We start from the raw sequence: 17,305 nt of genomic DNA on the forward strand, positions 1-17,305 counted from the left end.
CCGGCACAACTCCTTATCCACATCCTCAGCGCGGACGCTTTAGCGGTCCTGTTCGCCAGGTTTTGCGCCGCGCTGAGACCGTCCAGGAATGGTTATGTCGAGCTTCAGATTGAACCCCTTGTGCCGCGCTACCCGTCTTTGGGTCACCCGCCTGGGAACAGCACTGTTGTTGCCACTCAGCAGCCCGCTGCTGGCAGGCGCAGTCCCTGCCGATGCCGCACACACGCACAATGAACAGATCATCACCGGTCACTTCATTAATCTCCAGGCACTGACCGCCAACCCGATGCAGCGTAGCGGCGTCGAAGTCGGAACCGACCTGCTGCTGCAGGAAACCGGAATGCGCATCCGCAGCCTGGTGGCCCAGCAGGACGATACCTTCAAGGACCTCAAGGTCATGAGCGGCCAATTGGAAGGCCGCGCCCGCTCCCTGGCCCCACCCGGGGAAATGATCCTGGTCACCCGTGGCGACGGCAGCTTCATTGCCCTGCTCCCCGACGCCGGCGCAATCATTCGCGGCAACGCCAGTGGCGAACAGTCGCTGATCCGCTCTGAAGAGCACCTGGGCCAGCCTGGAAGCGGCACCGACTCTGAACAAAACAGCAGCGAGGAAACGGTCCATGAACTGGAAACCCTGAGCGGCCAACGCAGCCTGCAACTCAACCGCAACGCCCAGGGCGAAACCATCATCGACGTGCTGGCGGGTTTCTCACAAGTGGCGGCCAACTACATTGGCGATCACGAAGCCTACGCCCTGGGCCAGATCGCGACGGTCAACAGAGCCTTGAAACAATCCCAGGTCCAAGGCGTGCGCCTGCGCCTGGTGGGCACCCAGGTGATTCCCGGCGACTACCCGATTACCGCAAGCTCCGGCGGAACCCTGGGCCAGGTCAGCACCCTGTTCGCCGAAGGCATGAAGCAGTACAGCCCAGACCTTGTGGCCGCCTTCGTCAAAGGGACTCCAGGAGTGGACACCGCCTTAGCCTGGGGCTATGTCGGTGGGCGCTATACCGTCAACGCCATCAGGTCATCCGCGGCCTTGCGCCATGAGATCGGCCACAACGCTGGGGGCAATCACTGCTCCGATGGCAGCAGCTATAAGTTCGGCCACAACAACGGCACCGTCGGCAGCATCTTGTGCGGCAACCACATTGGCTATTACTCCAACCCCGATGTGAAGGACATCCGCGGCGTGCCCGTGGGGGATGCGCGCACCGCCAACATGGCCCGGGTATGGCGCGAAAACGCAGCGAAGATGTCCGCCTATAGCCCGGCCGTCGTGCCCCTGGCCGAAGAGCAGGCGAGCAAGATCCTAGATCAGACGATCGACCTTGCAGCCAAACAGTGGCACTACTTCCCGATCGATGTGGCGCCCGGCACCGAACGCCTGGTGTTCACGGTGACCAATGGCCAACGTACCGAATACACGGGGAACTCGCAGCTGCTGATCAAGTACGCAAGCCAACCGAGCCTCAGCGACTACGGCTATCGCTCCCAGGAAAACTCAGGCCCATCCTTGGCGGTCAACACGCCTCGTGCGGGCCGCTGGTACCTGGCCCTGCGCACGAACAACAATCAAACCGCCTCCGACCTGGTTCTGGAAGGCTTCAGCTATGCGCACCAGAGTGAAACCGCCCAGGCCCGCTACCTGAAACTGGTTGCCAGCTCTTCAGTGGACGGCAAGGACACTGCCAGCGTGGCGGAATTGCTGCTGGCCGACGCCAAGGGCCAATCGCTGCCACGCGACAGCTGGCGCATCCACTCCACCAGCAGTGCCGGAGCCGGCGCGGCTTCAGGCGCCCAGGCCATCGATGGCAACCCCAAGACCTACTGGAGCTCGGCCGCGAACGCACGTTATCCCCATCAGATCATCATTGATCTGGGGGCCGAGCGGCGCTTCTCGCAACTGCATTACTTGCCTCGCCAGGACGCGGGCCAGGCAGGCAACATCAAGGGCTACCAGGTCTACGCCAGCAACAGCCCGAGCGGCGCCTGGGACTTGCTCGCCGATGGCCAGTTCAACGCAGACAATGAAGTCAAGGCGGCTTCGCTCAAACCTGTGCAAGCGGGTAAATCACCGATAGCCGTCATCAGTGGCAAGACCACGGCCAATGCCGGCGAAAAGATCGTTCTGGACGCCTCCGCTTCCAGCGATCCGCAAGGAAATGCCTTGAGCTTCGCCTGGGAAGCGTCGCCCAGGCTGGACTTCAGCTTCGACGGTTCAAGCGTGTCGTTTATTGCCCCAGAGCTGGCTGAAGATACCCGCTATCGTTTCACCCTGACCCTGAGCAACGGCAAGCTGAGCAGTACCCGGACCCACGAGATATTGATCAAGGGCCAGGCCGCCACCAGCCACTGCAAGGCTGAATGGGAAGTCGGCGCCATCTACGTGAGCAACGATGTGGTGCAATGGCAAGGTCGTCAGTACCAGGCGCGTTGGTGGACTTCAGGCAGCGAACCGGGCAACCCAGCCTTCACCGGCCCTGATGGCGGCGGCAAGGTTTGGCGCGACCTCGGCCCCTGCCAGGGCGGCGGGGATAAACCGACCGAGCCACCGGTGGAAACGGTCAAACCTCCGGTAGCGATCATTGGCGGTGCCACCCAAGCCCAGGGGGGCGAAGTGGTCTACCTCAACGCCACGGCCTCCAGTGACCCGGCCGGCCTGAAGCTGAGCTACAGCTGGAAAGTCAGCCCCGGCGTCGGTTTCGAAGCGGCAGGCCCCCTGATGAAGTTCGTCGCCCCGAAAATCGATCAGGACGTGACTTATCGGGTCAGCCTGACGGTGAGCAACGGCAAGCTCAGCGTGACCCGGGACCACAGCGTGCGGGTCCTGGCCGATAAACCGGTGCCGCCGGCGGGATGCCAGGGCCCCTGGAGCGCGGGCGACACCTATGTCACAGGCAGCAAGGTCAGCCATAACGGGCGCTTCTACATCGCACGCTGGTGGACCCGAGGCAATCAGCCGAATGCCAGTACCGTCGGCCCGGACAACAGCGGCAAGGTCTGGCGCGATGGCGGTCCTTGCAACGGATGACCGCTGGCGCCCGGTCTCCGGGCCGGCCGCCAGCCCCTAAAACCTGAGGCGCCACCAAGGGACCTGCGCATCCGCCAGGTCCCTTGAACGCTGCCAGTACCTGGCCTCACTTGTGCAGAGCGCGCCATGCATGGCGCGCCTTTTTTCCTGCTGCCCCTGGCCAATAAATTCCGTTGGCTGTACTTGTTTCCGCCCCCCGCTTGGCCTCACTCTCAGGCGCGCCGTCCTGGCGCCCTCGCACACCTGTGCGAACACTTTCCGATGGAGATTTCAATGCTCAAGACCGCCCTGTCCGCATGGATGCTAGCGGGCCTTTCAATCGTCAATGCGCAGGCCGCCGAGAACATCGGCTTTCGCGAAATCGACCTGGCCCAGTCCGCCGAGAACCGAGCCCTGCATGTCGCCCTCTGGTACCCGACCGCCAGTACCGAGCCGGTTGTCTCGACGGGGGAAAACCAGGTCTTCTTCGGGGGGCCGGCCATCCTCGATGCACCGGTTACCGGGCAAGCACATCCTTTGGTGGTCCTGTCCCATGGCTATCGCGGCAATTGGCGAAACCTCAGCTGGCTGGCGACGGAGCTGGTGCGCCAGGGATATGTCGTCGCCGCTCCCAACCACCCGGGCACCACCTCGTTCGACACGCGCCCGGAAGAGGCGGCAAGACTCTGGGAACGCCCCCGCGACCTCAGCCGAGTCATCGACCACTTGACCCAGAACCCGGCCCTGGCTGGCCCTGTCCAAGGTGATCGGATCGCGGCCATCGGCCACTCGCTGGGGGGCTGGACCGTCACCGCCCTGGCCGGCGCACGCTACAGTGCGCAACGTTTGCGCGAGGAATGCCAACTGCACCCGAGCCCAAGGATCTGCGGCCTGGCCCCCGAGCTGGGCATAGCTCCTGAACAGCAACCGCTGCTTGGCCAGGACCTGCGCGACCCGCGCGTCAAGGCCTTCGTCTCGCTCGACCTGGGCTTCGCCCGGGGCTTCACTGCACAGAGCCTGGCGAGCATCGAGCAACCGATACTGGTCATGGGAGCCGGGGTCGATATCAATGGTGACCTGCCGTTCCAGATGGAGTCGGCCCACCTGATCGCCCAGCTCCCTCAGGACCTGGTGAGCAGTGAAAAGATCGCCGACGCCAGCCACTTCAGCTTCATGCAGAAGTGCAAGCCGGGGGCCGTTGCTCTGCTCGAGAAAGAGGCACCAGGCGACGAAATCATCTGCCAGGACGGTGACGGGCGCAGCCGCGAAGCTATTCACCGGCAGGTCGCCGACCGGGTCAGCACGTTCCTGGCCAAGGCGATCCCACCCCAATAATCCGCCCCTGCGCCTGGCCCGCCGGGGTCAGGCGGTTTCCTGGGCCACCGCTTTCGGCTTGGGCTTGCGCCACTGGGGCAAACCGATCAGCACCACGGCGCTGATGATCACCACCATGGCCAAGGCCTCTTCGAGGCCGATGGTTTCGCCGACGAACACGATCCCCAGCAACACCGCGACGGCCGGGTTGACGTAGGCGTAGCTGGTGGCCGCCGCCGGACGCACATGCTTGAGCAGGTACATGTAAGCGTTGAAGGCGATGATCGAGCCGAAACCGATCAGGTAGATCAGGGCCAGCCAGCCTTCCAATGGCGGAACCGCCTCCAGGCGTTCACCACTCAGGGCACTGCCGATCAGCAACACCACGCCCCCCACCAGCATCTCCGCTGCACTGGCCATCGCCCCCTGGGGCAGCGGCAAGTGCTTGCTCCACACCGAGCCGAACGCCCAGGCCGCCGCCGCGAACAGCAGCAGGCCCGCGCCCAGCGGACTGGACTGCAGGTTGGACCCCAGGTTGAGCATGCCGATGCCGATCATCCCAAGGGCGATGCCGGCCCATTCCAGGCGCGTGTTGCGCGCGCCCCAGAAATACCCACAGAGCAAGGTGAACAAAGGCACCGTGGCCACCGCCAGCGCCGCGACCCCGGAGGTAACGCCGGTGTGCTCGGCCACCGTCACCGCGCCATTGCCACAGCTGAGCAGCAGCACGCCGATCGCCCCCGCCGCCTTCCACTGCGCCCAGGTCGGCGCCGGCACTCCGCGCCAGCGCAGGAAGGCGTACATCAGGCTACCGGCGATCACGAAACGAATGCCCCCCAGCATCAACGGTGGCCAATACTCGACACCGATCCGGATCACCAGGTAGGTCGAGCCCCAGATCACATACAGGGCGAAGAAGGCAGCAATCAGGGGCAGCGGAAAACGGCTTTGGCCAGGCATGGGGACGGCTCGAACGCAGGCAGGAGGGGAGACTTATTCTAAAAAGCCGACCAACGGAAATTAAGTTACAAAACCTGTTTATAAGACCCATACACTTTTCAAAGCATGGAGATCAGGGCTATATACCGTGCTTTCGAAAGTCAGCCTGGGTTGGGGAATTTTCCATGGACAAGTACGACCGCATGCTCCTTGCCAGCCTGCTGGAGAACGGCCGGGCGAGCTACGCCGAGCTGGCACGCAAGGTCAACCTCTCGGCACCGGCGGTGGCCGAGCGCGTGGCCAAGCTGGAAGCCAGCGGGGTGATCATCGGCTACCAGGCCAAGGTCGACATGAGCAAGCTGGGGCTGCCGATCCAGTGCGTGATCGAACTGCGCCTGGCCCAGCATGGCAACCAGAAGGTCTACGACGAACTGATCCGGATTCCCCAACTCACCGAATGCCACCGGGTCACCGGCGACCCCTGCGTGATCATGCAGGCCGCGGTGGGCTCGATGCCGGAGCTGGAGGAGTTGATCAACCGTGTGGCCCAGTTCGGCTTCAGCAAGACGTCCATCGTGCTGTCCAGTGCCATCGAACGGCGCGTGCCCCTGGGGCAGTTGGAAACCCTCGATAGGTGATCCATCCCTGCTCGTCACCGGCCACCGTCTTACCCCCAATCCCTGGGGAGCCGCCTGTGGATAACCTGAGCAAAAGCCTCGGCAGCCCCAAGTACGCAAGGCCTGCAGAGAACTGGCTGTTTTTTGCTCAGGGGGAAGCGCCGCGGCCTGGCAACTTCAGCCGTGACTAAACCCCTGCAGGCCTGACAGCCCGAACAAGGTACGAACCTGCAGCAGCGGCTACAGCGGGCCAGTGCTCAGCAACCGCGATGGCGCTTGAGGTGCTCGGGCACCTTGGCCGCCGGGACCTTCTGCAGCTTGCACAAGAAATCATGGGACAGCGCCTGCAAGCCATGGGTGTGCCGCAGCTCGGTGGCCAGGTGCGCCACCAGGTTGGCCGCCATCTCGGCATCGGCCATGGCCCGGTGCGCCTGGCCGGTGTGAGGCAGGCCGGCATAGGCGGTCAGGGTACCCAGCTTGTGGTTCGGTGCCGCCGGCATCAGGCGCCGCGCCAACAACAGTGAGCACGCGAAATTCTGCAGCCGGGTGCGCTTGATCCGCCCCAGTTCAAAATCCCAGAACTTCTGGTCGAAGGCCGCGTTGTGCGCCAGCAACGGGGTGATACCGACGAACTCGTTGACCTCATTCATCACCTGTTCCGCTGGCGGGGCACTGCGCAGCATGGCGTTGCTGATGCCGGTCAGTTGTTCGATAAAGGCCGGCACGCGCACGCCGGCATTCATCAGGCTCTGGTAACGCTCGACAATGCGCCCCTGCTCAAGGATCACCACGGCGATTTCCGTGGCCCGGCAACTGCTGCTCGGGGAGATCCCGGTGGTTTCAAAGTCGATGACGGCAATGCGTTCCAAACCTGTGCTGCTCCGTAGGAAAATTGATCAGTTTTTAAGCAGCAACGCGCCTTCGATCGGCACATAGCGGGTGGCTGCGCGGATCAGCGAATTGGCAGTCAGGCCCGGCACCCCGTAAGCCACCGCGCTGACCCCGTGCTTGCTGATGATGCGCTCCAGCAGCAGGTCGAAATCACCGTCGCCGGAAGCCAGCACCACTTCGTCGACATGGGCGGCGGCGTCCATGATGTCGATGGTGATGCCCACGTCCCAGTCACCCTTGGCCGAACCGTCGCTGCGCTGGATGTAGGGCTTGAGCTTTACCGTGAAGCCCAGGTTGCGCAGGATCTGCTGGAACTGCTGCTGCTTGCTGTCGCCACGGTCGATGGCATAGGCATAGGCCTCGACGATCTGCCCCTGCTTGCTGATGTCCGCCCACAGGGCCGCGTAGTTGAAGTGACAACCATAGGCCTGGCGAACGGTGTAGTAGAGGTTCTGGACGTCGGCGAACACAGCGATTTTTTTCACCGCTAATCCTCATGGCGCAGCAGCGCAGGGGCTGGATCGGGCCTTGGGCCCCGAAAAGTCGCCCAGTATGCCAGCCACGAGGATTGTTCCGCGAATTATCGGTCCGGGGCAGCGACCTGCCCCGGACCGACGGTGCATCAGACGAAGGAGTCGTCGTCGGAGAAGAACGAGCTGTCGTCGTTGTCGTAGTCGGCGTTGCTGAAGCCGCCCTGGTCGTTGCTGCCCCAGGAGTCGTTGTTGGCCAGGCGCTGGTCGTCATTGCCCCAGCCGCTGTTGTCGCTGGCCGGTGCTGGTTCTTCCTTGATGACCTCGACCACCTCTTGAGGTTGCTGGTTGTTGTGGAACAGGCTGCTGATGCCCTGGGCCAGCATCACCCCACCGGCGACACCGGCGGCGGTTTTCAAGGCGCCACCAAGGAAGCTGCTGCCCGCTGCTGCCGGAGCCTGCTGGGGCGCATAGTTCTGCTGCGGGGCGCCATAGTTCTGCTGGGCTGCACCGAAGTTCTGCTGGGGCGGCGCGCCAAAGGAAGAACGGGGCGGTTCGCGCCAGCCTCCACTCGTCGCCGGCGGGGCGCTGGGCGCTGGAGCCGGCTGCGGCTCGCGAGAACCGCCGAAGATGCTCGACAGGAAGCCGCCAGCCGATGCAGGAGCTGCAGCCGGCGCCTGGGACCTGGCCTGTTGCAGCTCGGCCTGCAGTTGCTGGACCTGCTGGGTCAGTTGCTTATTCTGTTCATCGAGGCTCTTGAGGGCGGCCTCCTGCACCAGGATCGCCTGGGTCATGAAATACCCGGCCGCAGGCTGGCGGGTCAGATGCTCCTTGATCCGCGCCTCGGCCTGGGCATCACGCGGGGCTGAATCCGTTTCGGCTTGCTGCAACCGTGAAAACAGTCCATCGATCAGGGTTTGCTCTTCGTTGTTCATGGCGACCTCTTTAGATTGCCGGTAAAAAACCGCTCCGCGCCCGAAGGGGCGACGGCACGCACCAGTTATGGGGCTGGTGCGACGACTTTCAATGGTCTTTACCCAAGGTTTACGTTTGCTCCGCAGGGGCCTGCATCGGTTAAAGTGTGCAACCGCTTCGTCACCTGCGATCTTCATCGATGAATCCGTTAGATGTTCTGCGCGACTCCCTGTATTTCTTCCAGCGCAACCTCGGCCAGATCGCCCGGTTGTGCCTGCCTCTGGTGGTTCTCGAGGCGCTCCTGCAACAAGGGGTGAGCAGCGCCCTGGGGGAAAACACCTTCCCCGGCTACAGCGTGATCGTGGGCCTGCTGCTGTACCCGCTGTATACCGGTGCCTTGATTCTGTTTCTGGATGCCCGAACCCGGGGCGAATCACCACGTACCCGCGACCTGCTGGCCATGGCCCTGACCCTGTGGCCACGCTTTGCCCTGCTGACGGCGGTCAGCACGCTGTTGATCCTGCTGGGGCTGTCGCTGTATTTCCTGCCGGGGCTGTTCCTGATGGTGGTGCTGGCCTTCGCCGAGTACCTGCTGGTGCTCAGGGGCATGGCGCCGCTGGCGGCCATCAGTGAAAGCCTGCGCCTGAGCCGCGGGCATTTCTTGCGCATTCTGCTGTGCATCCTCGCGGTGATGGCCCCGTTGTGGCTGCTCAAGGGCGCCAGCGACGCGGCTTATCCCCAGCCGCTCAACCCGATCCTGTCGCTGGCCATCGACAGCGCCTACAGCTTCTTGCAACTGTTCACCAGCGTGGTGCTGTACCGCCTGTTCATGCTGGTCAGCGAGCAGGCGGACAAGCGCTGATGCCACCTGCGGCCGCTCTGCCCCTTGGGTGACGGCCGCGCTCTCGGTTATGCTCCGGCGCAATCCTGCAACGCCATAAGCCGAGCCGATGATCCGTCTACTTCGCGTCACCCTGTTGAGCCTGCTGCTGATCGGCACCCTGCTGATCGGCCTGATCTACAGCCTGACCTGGCGCCCGGAGACCCGGGAAACCCTGGCGGTCAGCTGCAGCGCCGAGGCCGCGCCGCTGGTACCGGGCCAGGCGCTGAAGGTGATGACCTGGAACCTGCAGTACCTGGCGGGCAAGCGCTACGTATTCTGGAACGACCAGGCGCGAGGCGAGGATGAGCAGCCCACCGTCGCAGACATGGCCTTCAGCCTCGACGAAGTGGCCCGGGTGATCCGTGACGAAAAACCCGACCTGGTGCTGCTGCAGGAAGTCGACAACGGCGCCAAGGCCAGCGCCTACCAGGACCAGCTCAAGCTCCTGCAGGAACGCCTCACCGATCTGTATCCCTGCAGTACCCAGGCCTATGACTGGAAGGCTGACTTCATCCCTTCCCTGCATATCTTCGGCAGTGTCGGCCGGCAACTGGCGACCCTCAGCCGCTACCGCATCGAACACGCCGAACGCCTGCAATTGCCGGTGGCTCCCCACAACATCCTCCAGCGCCAGTTCCAGCCCAGGGATGCCCTGCTGCTGAGCTACCTGCCCCTGAGCGACGGCGGCCAACTGGTGGCCCTGAACACTCACCTGGAGCGTGCGCGCAGGGCCGATGAGACCCAGCAGAAGCAGGTCACGGCCATCTCCAAGGTGCTCGACAAGCTGGAGGGCCGCGGCACGCCCTGGCTGATCGGCGGCGACTTCAACCTGCTGCCCCTGGGCCAGTACCAGCGCCTGAGCGAAGGGCAACGCGCGCCCTACAGCGCCGACAGCCCCCTGCACCTGCTGTGGGACAAGTACCCGATGATCCCCAGCAACACCCAGGCCAGCGGCGTCGACCGGGCCCGCTGGCTGACCCATTACCCCAATGACCCGAGCCTGGATGGCCCGGACCGTACCGTCGACTACCTGTTCTACAGCCCGCGCCTCAAGCGGGTCGAGTCCCGGGTGCGCCAGGACGATACCCTGCGCATCTCCGATCACCTGCCGGTACTCGCCCGCTTCCTGCTCCCGGCCCAGTAACCCCACTCGCCAGGCGCAGGGTGAAGAACGCTACTTGCGCGGTTTGGCCCGGGCTGTCGCTTCGGCGATCAGCGGGTCGTCCGGCCAGTAATGCTTGGGATAACGGCCCTTGAGATCCTTCTTGACCTCGGCGTAGGTACTGCGCCAGAAGTTCGCCAGGTCCTGGGTGACCTGCACCGGACGCCGCGCCGGGGACAGCAGATGCAACTTCACCACTTGCCGCCCGCCGGCGATGCGCGGGGTGTGCGCCAGGCCGAACAGCTCCTGAAGGCGTACCGCCAGAATCGGTGGCTGCTCGCTGTAGTCGAGGCGGATCGATGACCCCGAAGGCACCGTCAGATGATGCGGCGCCAGTTCGTCCAGGCGCTGCGGCAAGGGCCAGGGCAGCAGGTTGTGAACAATGCTGGCCAGCTCCAGGTTGGCGAAGTGGCTGAGTCGCGAGACCTTGCCCAGGTAAGGCTGCAACCACTGCTCCAGGCCCTTGAGCAGGGCCCCATCACTGACATCCGGCCATTGGCTTTCATCCTTTTCGCTCAATTCCAGCTGCCGCAGCAGGGCCACCCGGGCCTGCCATTGGCGCAACTCCGGGGTCCAGGGCAGCAGTTCCAGGCCCTTGCGCCGCACCAGATTGACCAGGGCCTGGCTACGAGCGGACTCATCCAGGCCATTGAGCGGCTCACGGCTGAGCACCAGCTCACCGACCTTGCGCTGACGCTCGGCCCGCAGCACGCCCTCACGCTCGTCCCAATCCAGCTGGTCGACGCTGCGCACCTGCTCGGCCAGCACGCTGTCGAACAAATCCGGATCGAAGTCCGCCGCCAGGTAGATACGCTCTTCGCGCTGGCCCTGGCGACTGCCCAGATCGGCAATCACCAGCCAGGGCTGCTTCATCAGGTTGTCGGTTTCGCTGAACAGCGCCGCGCGCCCGTTGGCCAGACGGTATTCGGCACCGCCAGGACGTCGCTGCAGGGCCACCCGGTCGGGATAGGCCAACGCCAGCAAGGCGCCGAGCCAGCGCGGATGCTCAGGGTCGGCCACCGCCTGGTCGGCCGGCCCGCGCAGATAACCACGGTACTGCCGTGCCAGTTGCCGCGCACGCTGCACGCCGCCCTGGGCGCCACGGGCCGCACGCGCCTCGCCCGACAGCAGTACCAGGCGGCTGTGCAGGTCGGCACCGGCACCGCGCAGGATGTCGCGCTCGCCCAACAACGCAGCGACGTCACAGGCCATCTGCGCCAGCCCCAGGGACTGGCCACGCAGCAGCAGGTGGGCGATGCGCGGATGGGCCGGCAGCTCGGCCATCGCCTGGCCGTGGCGATTCAGGCTGCCGTCGTCGTTCAAGGCGCCGAGGCGACTCAACAGATCCTGAGCCTGGGCGTAGGCAGCGCTGGGGGGCACGTCCAGCCACACCAGTTGGTTCGGGGTCACGCCCCAGCGCGCCAATTGCAGGGCCAGGCCCGCCAGGTCCGCCTGAAGGATTTCCGCACTGGCGTAGGCCGCCAGTTGCTCCTGTTGATCCGCCGACCACAGGCGGTAGCACACACCGGGCTCCAGACGCCCGGCGCGACCGGCGCGCTGGGTGGCGCTGGCCCGAGAGATGCGCTGGGTATCGAGACGGGTCATGCCACTGCCGGGATCGAAGCGCGGCACCCGGGCCAAACCCGCATCGATCACGACACGCACGCCATCGATGGTCAGGCTGGTTTCGGCAATGTTGGTGGCCAGCACCACTTTGCGCTTGCCCGCCGGAGCCGGGTCGATGGCCGCGCGCTGGGCCGCCAGGTCCAGCTCGCCATGCAACGGGCACAGCAGGATCTCGCTGCGCTCCCCCAGGGAGTCGGCCAGTTGCTGATGCACCCGGCGAATCTCTGCCTGCCCGGGCAAGAACACCAGCAGGCTGCCGCTCTCATCATTGAGGGCTTCGAGCACCGTCTGCACCACCCTGGGCTCGATGAACTCGCCGGGCTGGAAGGGCCGCCCCCAGCGTTGAGTTACCGGGAACATGCGTCCCTCACTGCGCAGGATCGGCGCGTCATCGAGCAACGCGGACAAGCGCTCGCCCTCCAGGGTCGCCGACATCAGCAGGATCTTCAGCGGCTGCTCATCACGAAACAGTTCGCGACCATTCAGGCTCAGGGCCAGGGCCAGGTCGGCGTCCAGGCTGCGTTCGTGGAACTCGTCGAAGATCAGCAGGCCCACCCCTTCCAGGGCCGGGTCATCCTGCAGGCGCCGGGTGAGGATGCCTTCGGTCACCACCTCGATGCGGGTGCGCGGGCCAACCTTGCTGTCCAGGCGAATGCGGTAACCCACGGTCTCGCCGACCTTCTCCCCCAACTCGCTGGCCAGGCGTTCGGCGGCGGCGCGGGCGGCCAGGCGCCGTGGTTCGAGCATGAGGATGGTCTGTCCGGCCAGCCAGTCCTGGTGCAGCAGCGCCAGGGGCACGCGGGTGGTCTTGCCGGCACCGGGCGGGGCTTCGAGCACCGCTTCATGGCGCGTCGCCAAGGCGTCGCGCAGTGCAGGCAAAACTTCATCAATTGGCAAAGAATTCATGCTGGCTCCAAAACAGAGGCGCGAGTATAACGGCGAACTGCCTGGGGTTAATCATGGTCTGAAGGCTGATCGACAAGACTCATGCCCCCCGCTTCCTTACTCTGTGCCTTCGTGCTTGCTAGGAGATATCCATGCGTATTCCCCACCGTGTCATTGGCGGCATCCTGGTGACCACCCTGTTGACCCAGCTCACCGCCTGCGGCTCGATCTTCTTCCCTGACCGACGCGGCCAGATCGATGGCAAGATCGATCCACTGGTAGCGGTCCTGGATGCCGTGGGCCTGCTGTTCTATGTGATTCCGGGGCTGATCGCCTTTGGCGTCGACTTCGCTACCGGGGCAATCTACCTGGAGCCGGGCAAGACCGCGCAGATCGCACCGGAAAAACTCCAGCAGGCCATCGGCGCCGACGGCAAGGTCGACAACCGCAAGCTGCAGGCGATTCTCGAAAGCGAGCTGGGCGGCAGCTTTCCCCTTGACGACCCGCGCCTGATCCAGCACAAGGGCAGCGTGCAGCAATTGGCCCTGTATGGGCTGCAGCCCGCCGCCTGACCACTTCGTTCAAGGAACCTGCCACACATGATCGCTAGCTCGGAACACGCTCGGCTATTGCGCCTGGCCACACGTGCCTCGGTCACCGTGGCCGGGATCCTGATCGTGACCAAGGCCGTCGCCTGGTGGCTCAGTGGCTCGGTGAGCATGCTGGCGGGGCTCACCGACTCAGTGCTCGACGGCTTCACTTCCCTGCTCAATCTGCTGGCAGTGCACTACGCCCTGCGGCCGGCCGATGAGGATCACCGCTACGGCCACGGCAAGGCGGAATCCCTGGCGGGCATGGCCCAGGCGCTGTTCATCGCCGGCAGTGCGGTGTTGATCGCCTTTCAGGCGGCCGAGCGCCTGCACAGCCCCGAACCGGTGGGTGCGCCCTGGCTGAGCATCGGGGTGATCGTGCTGTCTCTGGTGCTGACCGTGGCGCTGCTGATCCTGCAGCATCGAGTGATCCGCGCCACCGGTTCCAACGCCGTACGGGCCGACTCGCTGCACTACCGCTCCGACTTGTTGCTCAACGGCAGCATCCTGCTGGCGCTGGTGCTGGCCGCCTTCGGCTGGCACCAGGTGGACGCCTGGTTCGGCCTGGGGATTGCCGTCTACATCCTCTGGAGTGCGGTGCAGATTGCCCGGGAGAGCTTCTCCGTGCTGATGGACGAGGAACTGCCTCCCGATGTCAGCCAGCACATGCTGGAACTGGCCTGCAGCGTTCCCGGCGTGCTCGGCGCCCATGACCTGCGCACGCGGATCTCCGGCAGCCGCTGGTTTGTCCAACTGCACCTGGAACTGCCTGGCGAGCTGACCCTGTCAGTGGCCCACGGCCTCAGCGACCAGGCCGCCGAGGCGATCCAGCAGGCCTACCCGCGAGCCGAGGTGCTGGTGCACGCCGACCCGCAGGAAGTGGTCAAGGCCGCCAGGAGTCAGTAGGTCACCTGATACCCGCGCGAACTCAGGCAGTTGCCTTGGGCCTGACGGTAAGCCTGGACCACCTCGGCAGCCGGCTGATAGGTCACGCTGGCGGGATCGAAGCCACTTTGCTGCACAGCCCAGCGATAACAGTCATAGCGGTCCTGGTCGACCTGCTGCGGGGGCTGGCCGTTGACCGGGTAAGCCAGGACATCATAGCCATTGCCGCTGGGTTGCGGGTTCGGGGGCGGTAGGTTCGCCGGGGGCTCGACCACCACGTACTGCTGGGTGTTGGCTTCATAGGTGTAGTAGGCCCCGGCTGCGAGGAAGAACAGCGCACTGCCTATCCACACTTCCCGTGCGTAATCGGGCAGGTAAGCCACGCGAATGCCATAAGGCGGACGCACCACCACATAGCGCGGACCTTGTGGGCGATACCAGTAGCCCCCCGAGAAGAAGTAATCCTGGCCACGGTATGGCACCCGATAATTGCGCTCGGGGAAACGGTCGATCACATAGCCCGGACGGTACTGCGGCCCCGGCCCCCAGCCATTGCCATGACCGTCGGGACGACCCGGCCAGCGATAGTCATTGGGGTGGCCATTGTCGGGACGCGAGCCGGGCCCGCCGGCTTGCCAATGCTGGTTGTAGTCGTTGCGCCGCGGAATGTCCTTGTAGTAGCCACGCTGAGGCTCCTGGGTCTGGCGCACGGTGTCGGGGCGGCTCTGGATCGGCAAGTTGGGCGTCGCTTGCGGCTGCGGTGCTGGTGCCGGTCGCCCCTGCTGGTTGGGATCATGCTGGGGCCGGTTCTGCCACTGCCCTCCCGGGTTCTGCTCATTGTGTTCGAACTGCCGGCTGTTCTCGCCACGAATGATTTCATTCTGTGGACGCTGCTGCGGCGCCGGTTGCGGACGCTCGGGAGCGTTGGCCGGATGGCCTTGATTATTGCCTCCCCGGCCTTCAGGGGCATGCTCACGCTGCCCGCCGGACGGACCACCCTGCTGGGGAGGACGTCGCTCGTCCCGCTCATCGGCAAGGACCTGCGCGCTGACGCTCACGCACAACAAACCAACACCTGCCAAACGCCAGATGCGCGACTTCATGCTATTCCTCACTGCGGATGGGAGCCTGTACATAAGACTGAAAAAGCCTGGGGCGGTTCTGCTAGAGATTATCAGTCACGAGACTTATTTCGCAGGCAATAAAAAAGGGCGGCCCGTCGGCCACCCCTTGAGATTTTGTCCGTGCTCGACGCTTTTGACGCCGGCTCACCTCACGCCGTCTTGTGGACAGTGTGTAGCCCGGGGGCCGGCCCAACCCTGTGGGATTGGCGGCCGCGGCAGGCCTGATTCGGCGGGCCGCAGTGGACTCTATGTCCGGGCAGTGATTCTGGTGATAAGCATAGGCCTGGGCCGGCGACAGAGGATTGCTAAGATTGCTTTTCAAATCACCTATTGCGCAATTTTTAACTCAAGATAGATAATTCAACGCAATACTTATGATAAAGGCCTGATTGATGAGCAAACTTGACCGCTATGACCTGAGCATATTGGCGGAATTGCAGCGCGACGCCCGCATCTCCAACCAGGAACTGGCCGAGCGCATCGGCCTCTCGCCCTCCCCCTGCTCGCGCCGGGTCAAGCAACTGGAGGACGACGGCTATATCTCCCGCCAGGTTGCCCTGCTGGACCGCAAGATGCTCGGCCTCAGCCTGACCGCCTACGTGCTGATCGGCATGGACCGACACACTCCGGAGCGTTTCGAGAACTTCGAAGCAGCAATCCGCAGCCTGCCCCAGGTTCTGGAATGCAGCCTGGTGACCGGGATGGACGCCGACTATCAGCTCAAGGTCGTGGTACCGGACATGGATCACTACCAGAAGCTCCTGCTGGGCCACCTGACCCGCATCGACGGGGTGACCAGCGTGCGCTCGAGCTTCGTGCTCAATCAGGTGCTCAACAGCACTGAATTGCCGCTGACTCATCTGCGTAGCTGATCTTCAACCCGGCGCGCCCTCGGCGGCCTGTTGCTCATCAGGGCGCTTTCGTTGGCAGGTGGCGCCCGGCCGTTGCTGCACACAAGCGCTTGCACAAACGAGACAGCCCTTGGGCTGTGGCGACGTAACGCATGCAGATCAATGCCCGGCATTCGTCCCTTGGCGTATACTCGCCCGGCATTTTTTTGCCCTGCCTGCAGTGGAGATGATCGATGGATCCAGCAGTATTCGAAGAGTGGATGATGACCGGCCTGGTCAGCATTCTGATCCTGTTCATGGGGTTCATCGTCTGGGACCTGGCCAAGAAGTCCAAGGCCGGGCGCTTCGGCTCGTTCATCCTGTTCTTCGTGCTGGGCCTGGGCGTGGCCGCGTTCATCATCAAGAGCGTGGTGATCGGCTTGATCGAATCCGGCGCTCTATAGCCGCGCCGGAACCTCCTTCCACTGACCCTGATCCAGGCCTTCCAGGGTCCAGTCGCCGATCCTGACCCGCACCAGGCGCAAGGTCGGCAGGCCCACCGCCGCTGTCATGCGGCGTACCTGACGGTTGCGCCCTTCGCGAATCACCAACTCCAGCCAGCCAGTGGGCACGCTCTTGCGAAAGCGTACCGGCGGGTTGCGTGGCCACAGCTGCGGCTCTTCCAGCAAGCGCGCCTCGGCCGGCAGGGTCATGCCATCGTTGAGCTCCACGCCGTCACGCAGGCGCTGCAACTGCTGCGCATCGGGCTCACCTTCTACCTGCACCCAATAGGTCTTGGCCAGCTTGTGCTTGGGATCGGCGATCCGCGCCTGCAACTGCCCGTCATTGGTCAACAGCAGCAGGCCTTCGCTGTCGCGATCCAGGCGTCCGGCCGGGTACACACCGGGAACCGCAATGAAGTCCTTGAGCGTCGCCCGGCCCTCACCGTCGCTGAACTGGGTCAGCACATCGAAGGGCTTGTTGAACAGGATCAGCTTCGGCTCGGCCGGAGCCGCCTTGGCCACGCGCTTGGCCGGGGAAGAGGAAAACGGTTTCGCGCCAGGACGACGGGAAGCGGGACGGGACGGACGGGACATGGCGAGAGGAACATTCAGCGATCAGGACCGACAATGCTAGTGGCCTGATCGCCAAATGACCATG

General features: G+C 64.3%; 16 protein-coding genes. 9 read left to right on the plus strand and 7 right to left on the minus strand.

The features are described 5' to 3' along the window. Positions 1-94 precede the first annotated feature (94 nt). Both ACZ5BO_RS30625 and ACZ5BO_RS30630 read left to right on the plus strand, forming a co-directional pair. The gene (locus ACZ5BO_RS30625; RefSeq protein ID WP_464697333.1) at positions 95-3,034 is read left to right on the plus strand and encodes a discoidin domain-containing protein; all 2,940 of its coding nucleotides are present in this window, start codon (positions 95-97) and stop codon (positions 3,032-3,034) included. A 273-nt stretch (positions 3,035-3,307) separates the two neighbouring features. After that, the gene (locus tag ACZ5BO_RS30630; RefSeq protein WP_464697334.1) at positions 3,308-4,348 is read left to right on the plus strand and encodes an alpha/beta hydrolase family protein; all 1,041 of its coding nucleotides are present in this window, start codon (positions 3,308-3,310) and stop codon (positions 4,346-4,348) included. Positions 4,349-4,375: 27 nt separating this feature from the next. Here ACZ5BO_RS30630 and yedA read toward each other — a convergent pair whose 3' ends face one another. Continuing rightward, complete coding sequence (gene yedA / locus ACZ5BO_RS30635; protein ID WP_025129262.1) at positions 4,376-5,287, minus strand: drug/metabolite exporter YedA; 912 nt, start codon at positions 5,285-5,287, stop codon at positions 4,376-4,378. A gap of 164 nt (positions 5,288-5,451) precedes the next feature. Between yedA and ACZ5BO_RS30640 the strand changes: the two genes are divergently transcribed. Continuing rightward, entirely contained in the window at positions 5,452-5,904 is a 453-nt protein-coding gene (locus ACZ5BO_RS30640) for an Lrp/AsnC family transcriptional regulator (protein ID WP_025129263.1), read from the plus strand. A 236-nt stretch (positions 5,905-6,140) separates the two neighbouring features. On the opposite strand, the gene ACZ5BO_RS30645 is transcribed toward ACZ5BO_RS30640, so the two are convergent. From ACZ5BO_RS30645 to ACZ5BO_RS30655, 3 genes are all read right to left on the minus strand, one after another. Continuing rightward, complete coding sequence (locus ACZ5BO_RS30645; RefSeq protein WP_025129264.1) at positions 6,141-6,752, minus strand: 3'-5' exonuclease; 612 nt, start codon at positions 6,750-6,752, stop codon at positions 6,141-6,143. Between the two features lie 27 nt (positions 6,753-6,779). Beyond that, positions 6,780-7,259, minus strand: a complete 480-nt coding sequence (locus ACZ5BO_RS30650; protein WP_025129265.1) for an NYN domain-containing protein — start codon at positions 7,257-7,259, stop codon at positions 6,780-6,782. A 137-nt stretch (positions 7,260-7,396) separates the two neighbouring features. Then, entirely contained in the window at positions 7,397-8,179 is a 783-nt protein-coding gene (locus tag ACZ5BO_RS30655; RefSeq protein ID WP_464697336.1) for a DUF2076 domain-containing protein, read from the minus strand. Between the two features lie 179 nt (positions 8,180-8,358). Here ACZ5BO_RS30655 and ACZ5BO_RS30660 point away from each other — a divergent pair, with 179 nt between their 5' ends. Next, positions 8,359-9,021: a membrane protein gene (locus ACZ5BO_RS30660; protein ID WP_025129267.1), complete on the plus strand. Its 663-nt coding sequence runs from the start codon at positions 8,359-8,361 to the stop codon at positions 9,019-9,021. An 88-nt stretch (positions 9,022-9,109) separates the two neighbouring features. Continuing rightward, positions 9,110-10,186, plus strand: coding sequence for an endonuclease/exonuclease/phosphatase family protein (locus ACZ5BO_RS30665; protein ID WP_464697337.1), 1,077 nt, complete (start codon positions 9,110-9,112; stop codon positions 10,184-10,186). Between the two features lie 30 nt (positions 10,187-10,216). Here ACZ5BO_RS30665 and hrpB read toward each other — a convergent pair whose 3' ends face one another. Further along, positions 10,217-12,736 (minus strand): ATP-dependent helicase HrpB, encoded by a 2,520-nt coding sequence (gene hrpB, locus ACZ5BO_RS30670; protein ID WP_464697338.1) that lies wholly within the window; start codon positions 12,734-12,736, stop codon positions 10,217-10,219. 131 nt (positions 12,737-12,867) lie between these two features. Between hrpB and ACZ5BO_RS30675 the strand changes: the two genes are divergently transcribed. Both ACZ5BO_RS30675 and ACZ5BO_RS30680 read left to right on the plus strand, forming a co-directional pair. Continuing rightward, a complete protein-coding gene (locus ACZ5BO_RS30675; RefSeq protein WP_025129270.1) occupies positions 12,868-13,287 on the plus strand; it encodes a hypothetical protein in 420 nt (139 codons plus the stop codon). Positions 13,288-13,314: 27 nt separating this feature from the next. Further along, positions 13,315-14,211, plus strand: a complete 897-nt coding sequence (locus tag ACZ5BO_RS30680; protein ID WP_025129271.1) for a cation diffusion facilitator family transporter — start codon at positions 13,315-13,317, stop codon at positions 14,209-14,211. On the opposite strand, the gene ACZ5BO_RS30685 is transcribed toward ACZ5BO_RS30680, so the two are convergent. After that, positions 14,205-15,293: a DUF6515 family protein gene (locus ACZ5BO_RS30685; RefSeq protein ID WP_464697339.1), complete on the minus strand. Its 1,089-nt coding sequence runs from the start codon at positions 15,291-15,293 to the stop codon at positions 14,205-14,207. The two genes, ACZ5BO_RS30680 and ACZ5BO_RS30685, sit on opposite strands and share 7 nt — an antisense overlap. 413 nt (positions 15,294-15,706) lie before the next feature. Between ACZ5BO_RS30685 and ACZ5BO_RS30690 the strand changes: the two genes are divergently transcribed. Continuing rightward, on the plus strand, positions 15,707-16,186 hold the full coding sequence (locus tag ACZ5BO_RS30690) for an Lrp/AsnC family transcriptional regulator (RefSeq protein ID WP_025129273.1): 480 nt from the start codon (positions 15,707-15,709) through the stop codon (positions 16,184-16,186). A gap of 212 nt (positions 16,187-16,398) precedes the next feature. Beyond that, complete coding sequence (locus ACZ5BO_RS30695) at positions 16,399-16,608, plus strand: DUF2788 domain-containing protein (RefSeq protein ID WP_025129274.1); 210 nt, start codon at positions 16,399-16,401, stop codon at positions 16,606-16,608. Here the strand turns inward: ACZ5BO_RS30695 and ACZ5BO_RS30700 are convergent. Next, positions 16,603-17,169 carry a pseudouridine synthase gene (locus ACZ5BO_RS30700; RefSeq protein ID WP_177330280.1) on the minus strand — a complete coding sequence of 189 codons (567 nt, stop codon included), beginning with the start codon at positions 17,167-17,169 and terminating at the stop codon, positions 16,603-16,605. The genes ACZ5BO_RS30695 and ACZ5BO_RS30700 overlap by 6 nt on opposite strands. Positions 17,170-17,305 lie beyond the last annotated feature (136 nt).

It is taken from the genome of Pseudomonas sp. FFPRI_1, assembly GCF_055384485.1.

What these genes read in the sequence shown, in the direction of transcription:
- ACZ5BO_RS30625 (WP_464697333.1), top strand. Translation starts at nt 95, where the DNA reads ATGTCGAGCTTCAGATTGAACCCCTTGTGCCGCGCTACCCGTCTTTGG.
- ACZ5BO_RS30630 (WP_464697334.1), top strand. Translation starts at nt 3,308, where the DNA reads ATGCTCAAGACCGCCCTGTCCGCATGGATGCTAGCGGGCCTTTCAATC.
- yedA (WP_025129262.1), bottom strand. Translation starts at nt 5,287, where the DNA reads ATGCCTGGCCAAAGCCGTTTTCCGCTGCCCCTGATTGCTGCCTTCTTC.
- ACZ5BO_RS30640 (WP_025129263.1), top strand. Translation starts at nt 5,452, where the DNA reads ATGGACAAGTACGACCGCATGCTCCTTGCCAGCCTGCTGGAGAACGGC.
- ACZ5BO_RS30655 (WP_464697336.1), bottom strand. Translation starts at nt 8,179, where the DNA reads ATGAACAACGAAGAGCAAACCCTGATCGATGGACTGTTTTCACGGTTG.
- ACZ5BO_RS30660 (WP_025129267.1), top strand. Translation starts at nt 8,359, where the DNA reads ATGAATCCGTTAGATGTTCTGCGCGACTCCCTGTATTTCTTCCAGCGC.
- ACZ5BO_RS30665 (WP_464697337.1), top strand. Translation starts at nt 9,110, where the DNA reads ATGATCCGTCTACTTCGCGTCACCCTGTTGAGCCTGCTGCTGATCGGC.
- hrpB (WP_464697338.1), bottom strand. Translation starts at nt 12,736, where the DNA reads ATGAATTCTTTGCCAATTGATGAAGTTTTGCCTGCACTGCGCGACGCC.
- ACZ5BO_RS30675 (WP_025129270.1), top strand. Translation starts at nt 12,868, where the DNA reads ATGCGTATTCCCCACCGTGTCATTGGCGGCATCCTGGTGACCACCCTG.
- ACZ5BO_RS30680 (WP_025129271.1), top strand. Translation starts at nt 13,315, where the DNA reads ATGATCGCTAGCTCGGAACACGCTCGGCTATTGCGCCTGGCCACACGT.
- ACZ5BO_RS30685 (WP_464697339.1), bottom strand. Translation starts at nt 15,293, where the DNA reads ATGAAGTCGCGCATCTGGCGTTTGGCAGGTGTTGGTTTGTTGTGCGTG.
- ACZ5BO_RS30690 (WP_025129273.1), top strand. Translation starts at nt 15,707, where the DNA reads ATGAGCAAACTTGACCGCTATGACCTGAGCATATTGGCGGAATTGCAG.
- ACZ5BO_RS30695 (WP_025129274.1), top strand. Translation starts at nt 16,399, where the DNA reads ATGGATCCAGCAGTATTCGAAGAGTGGATGATGACCGGCCTGGTCAGC.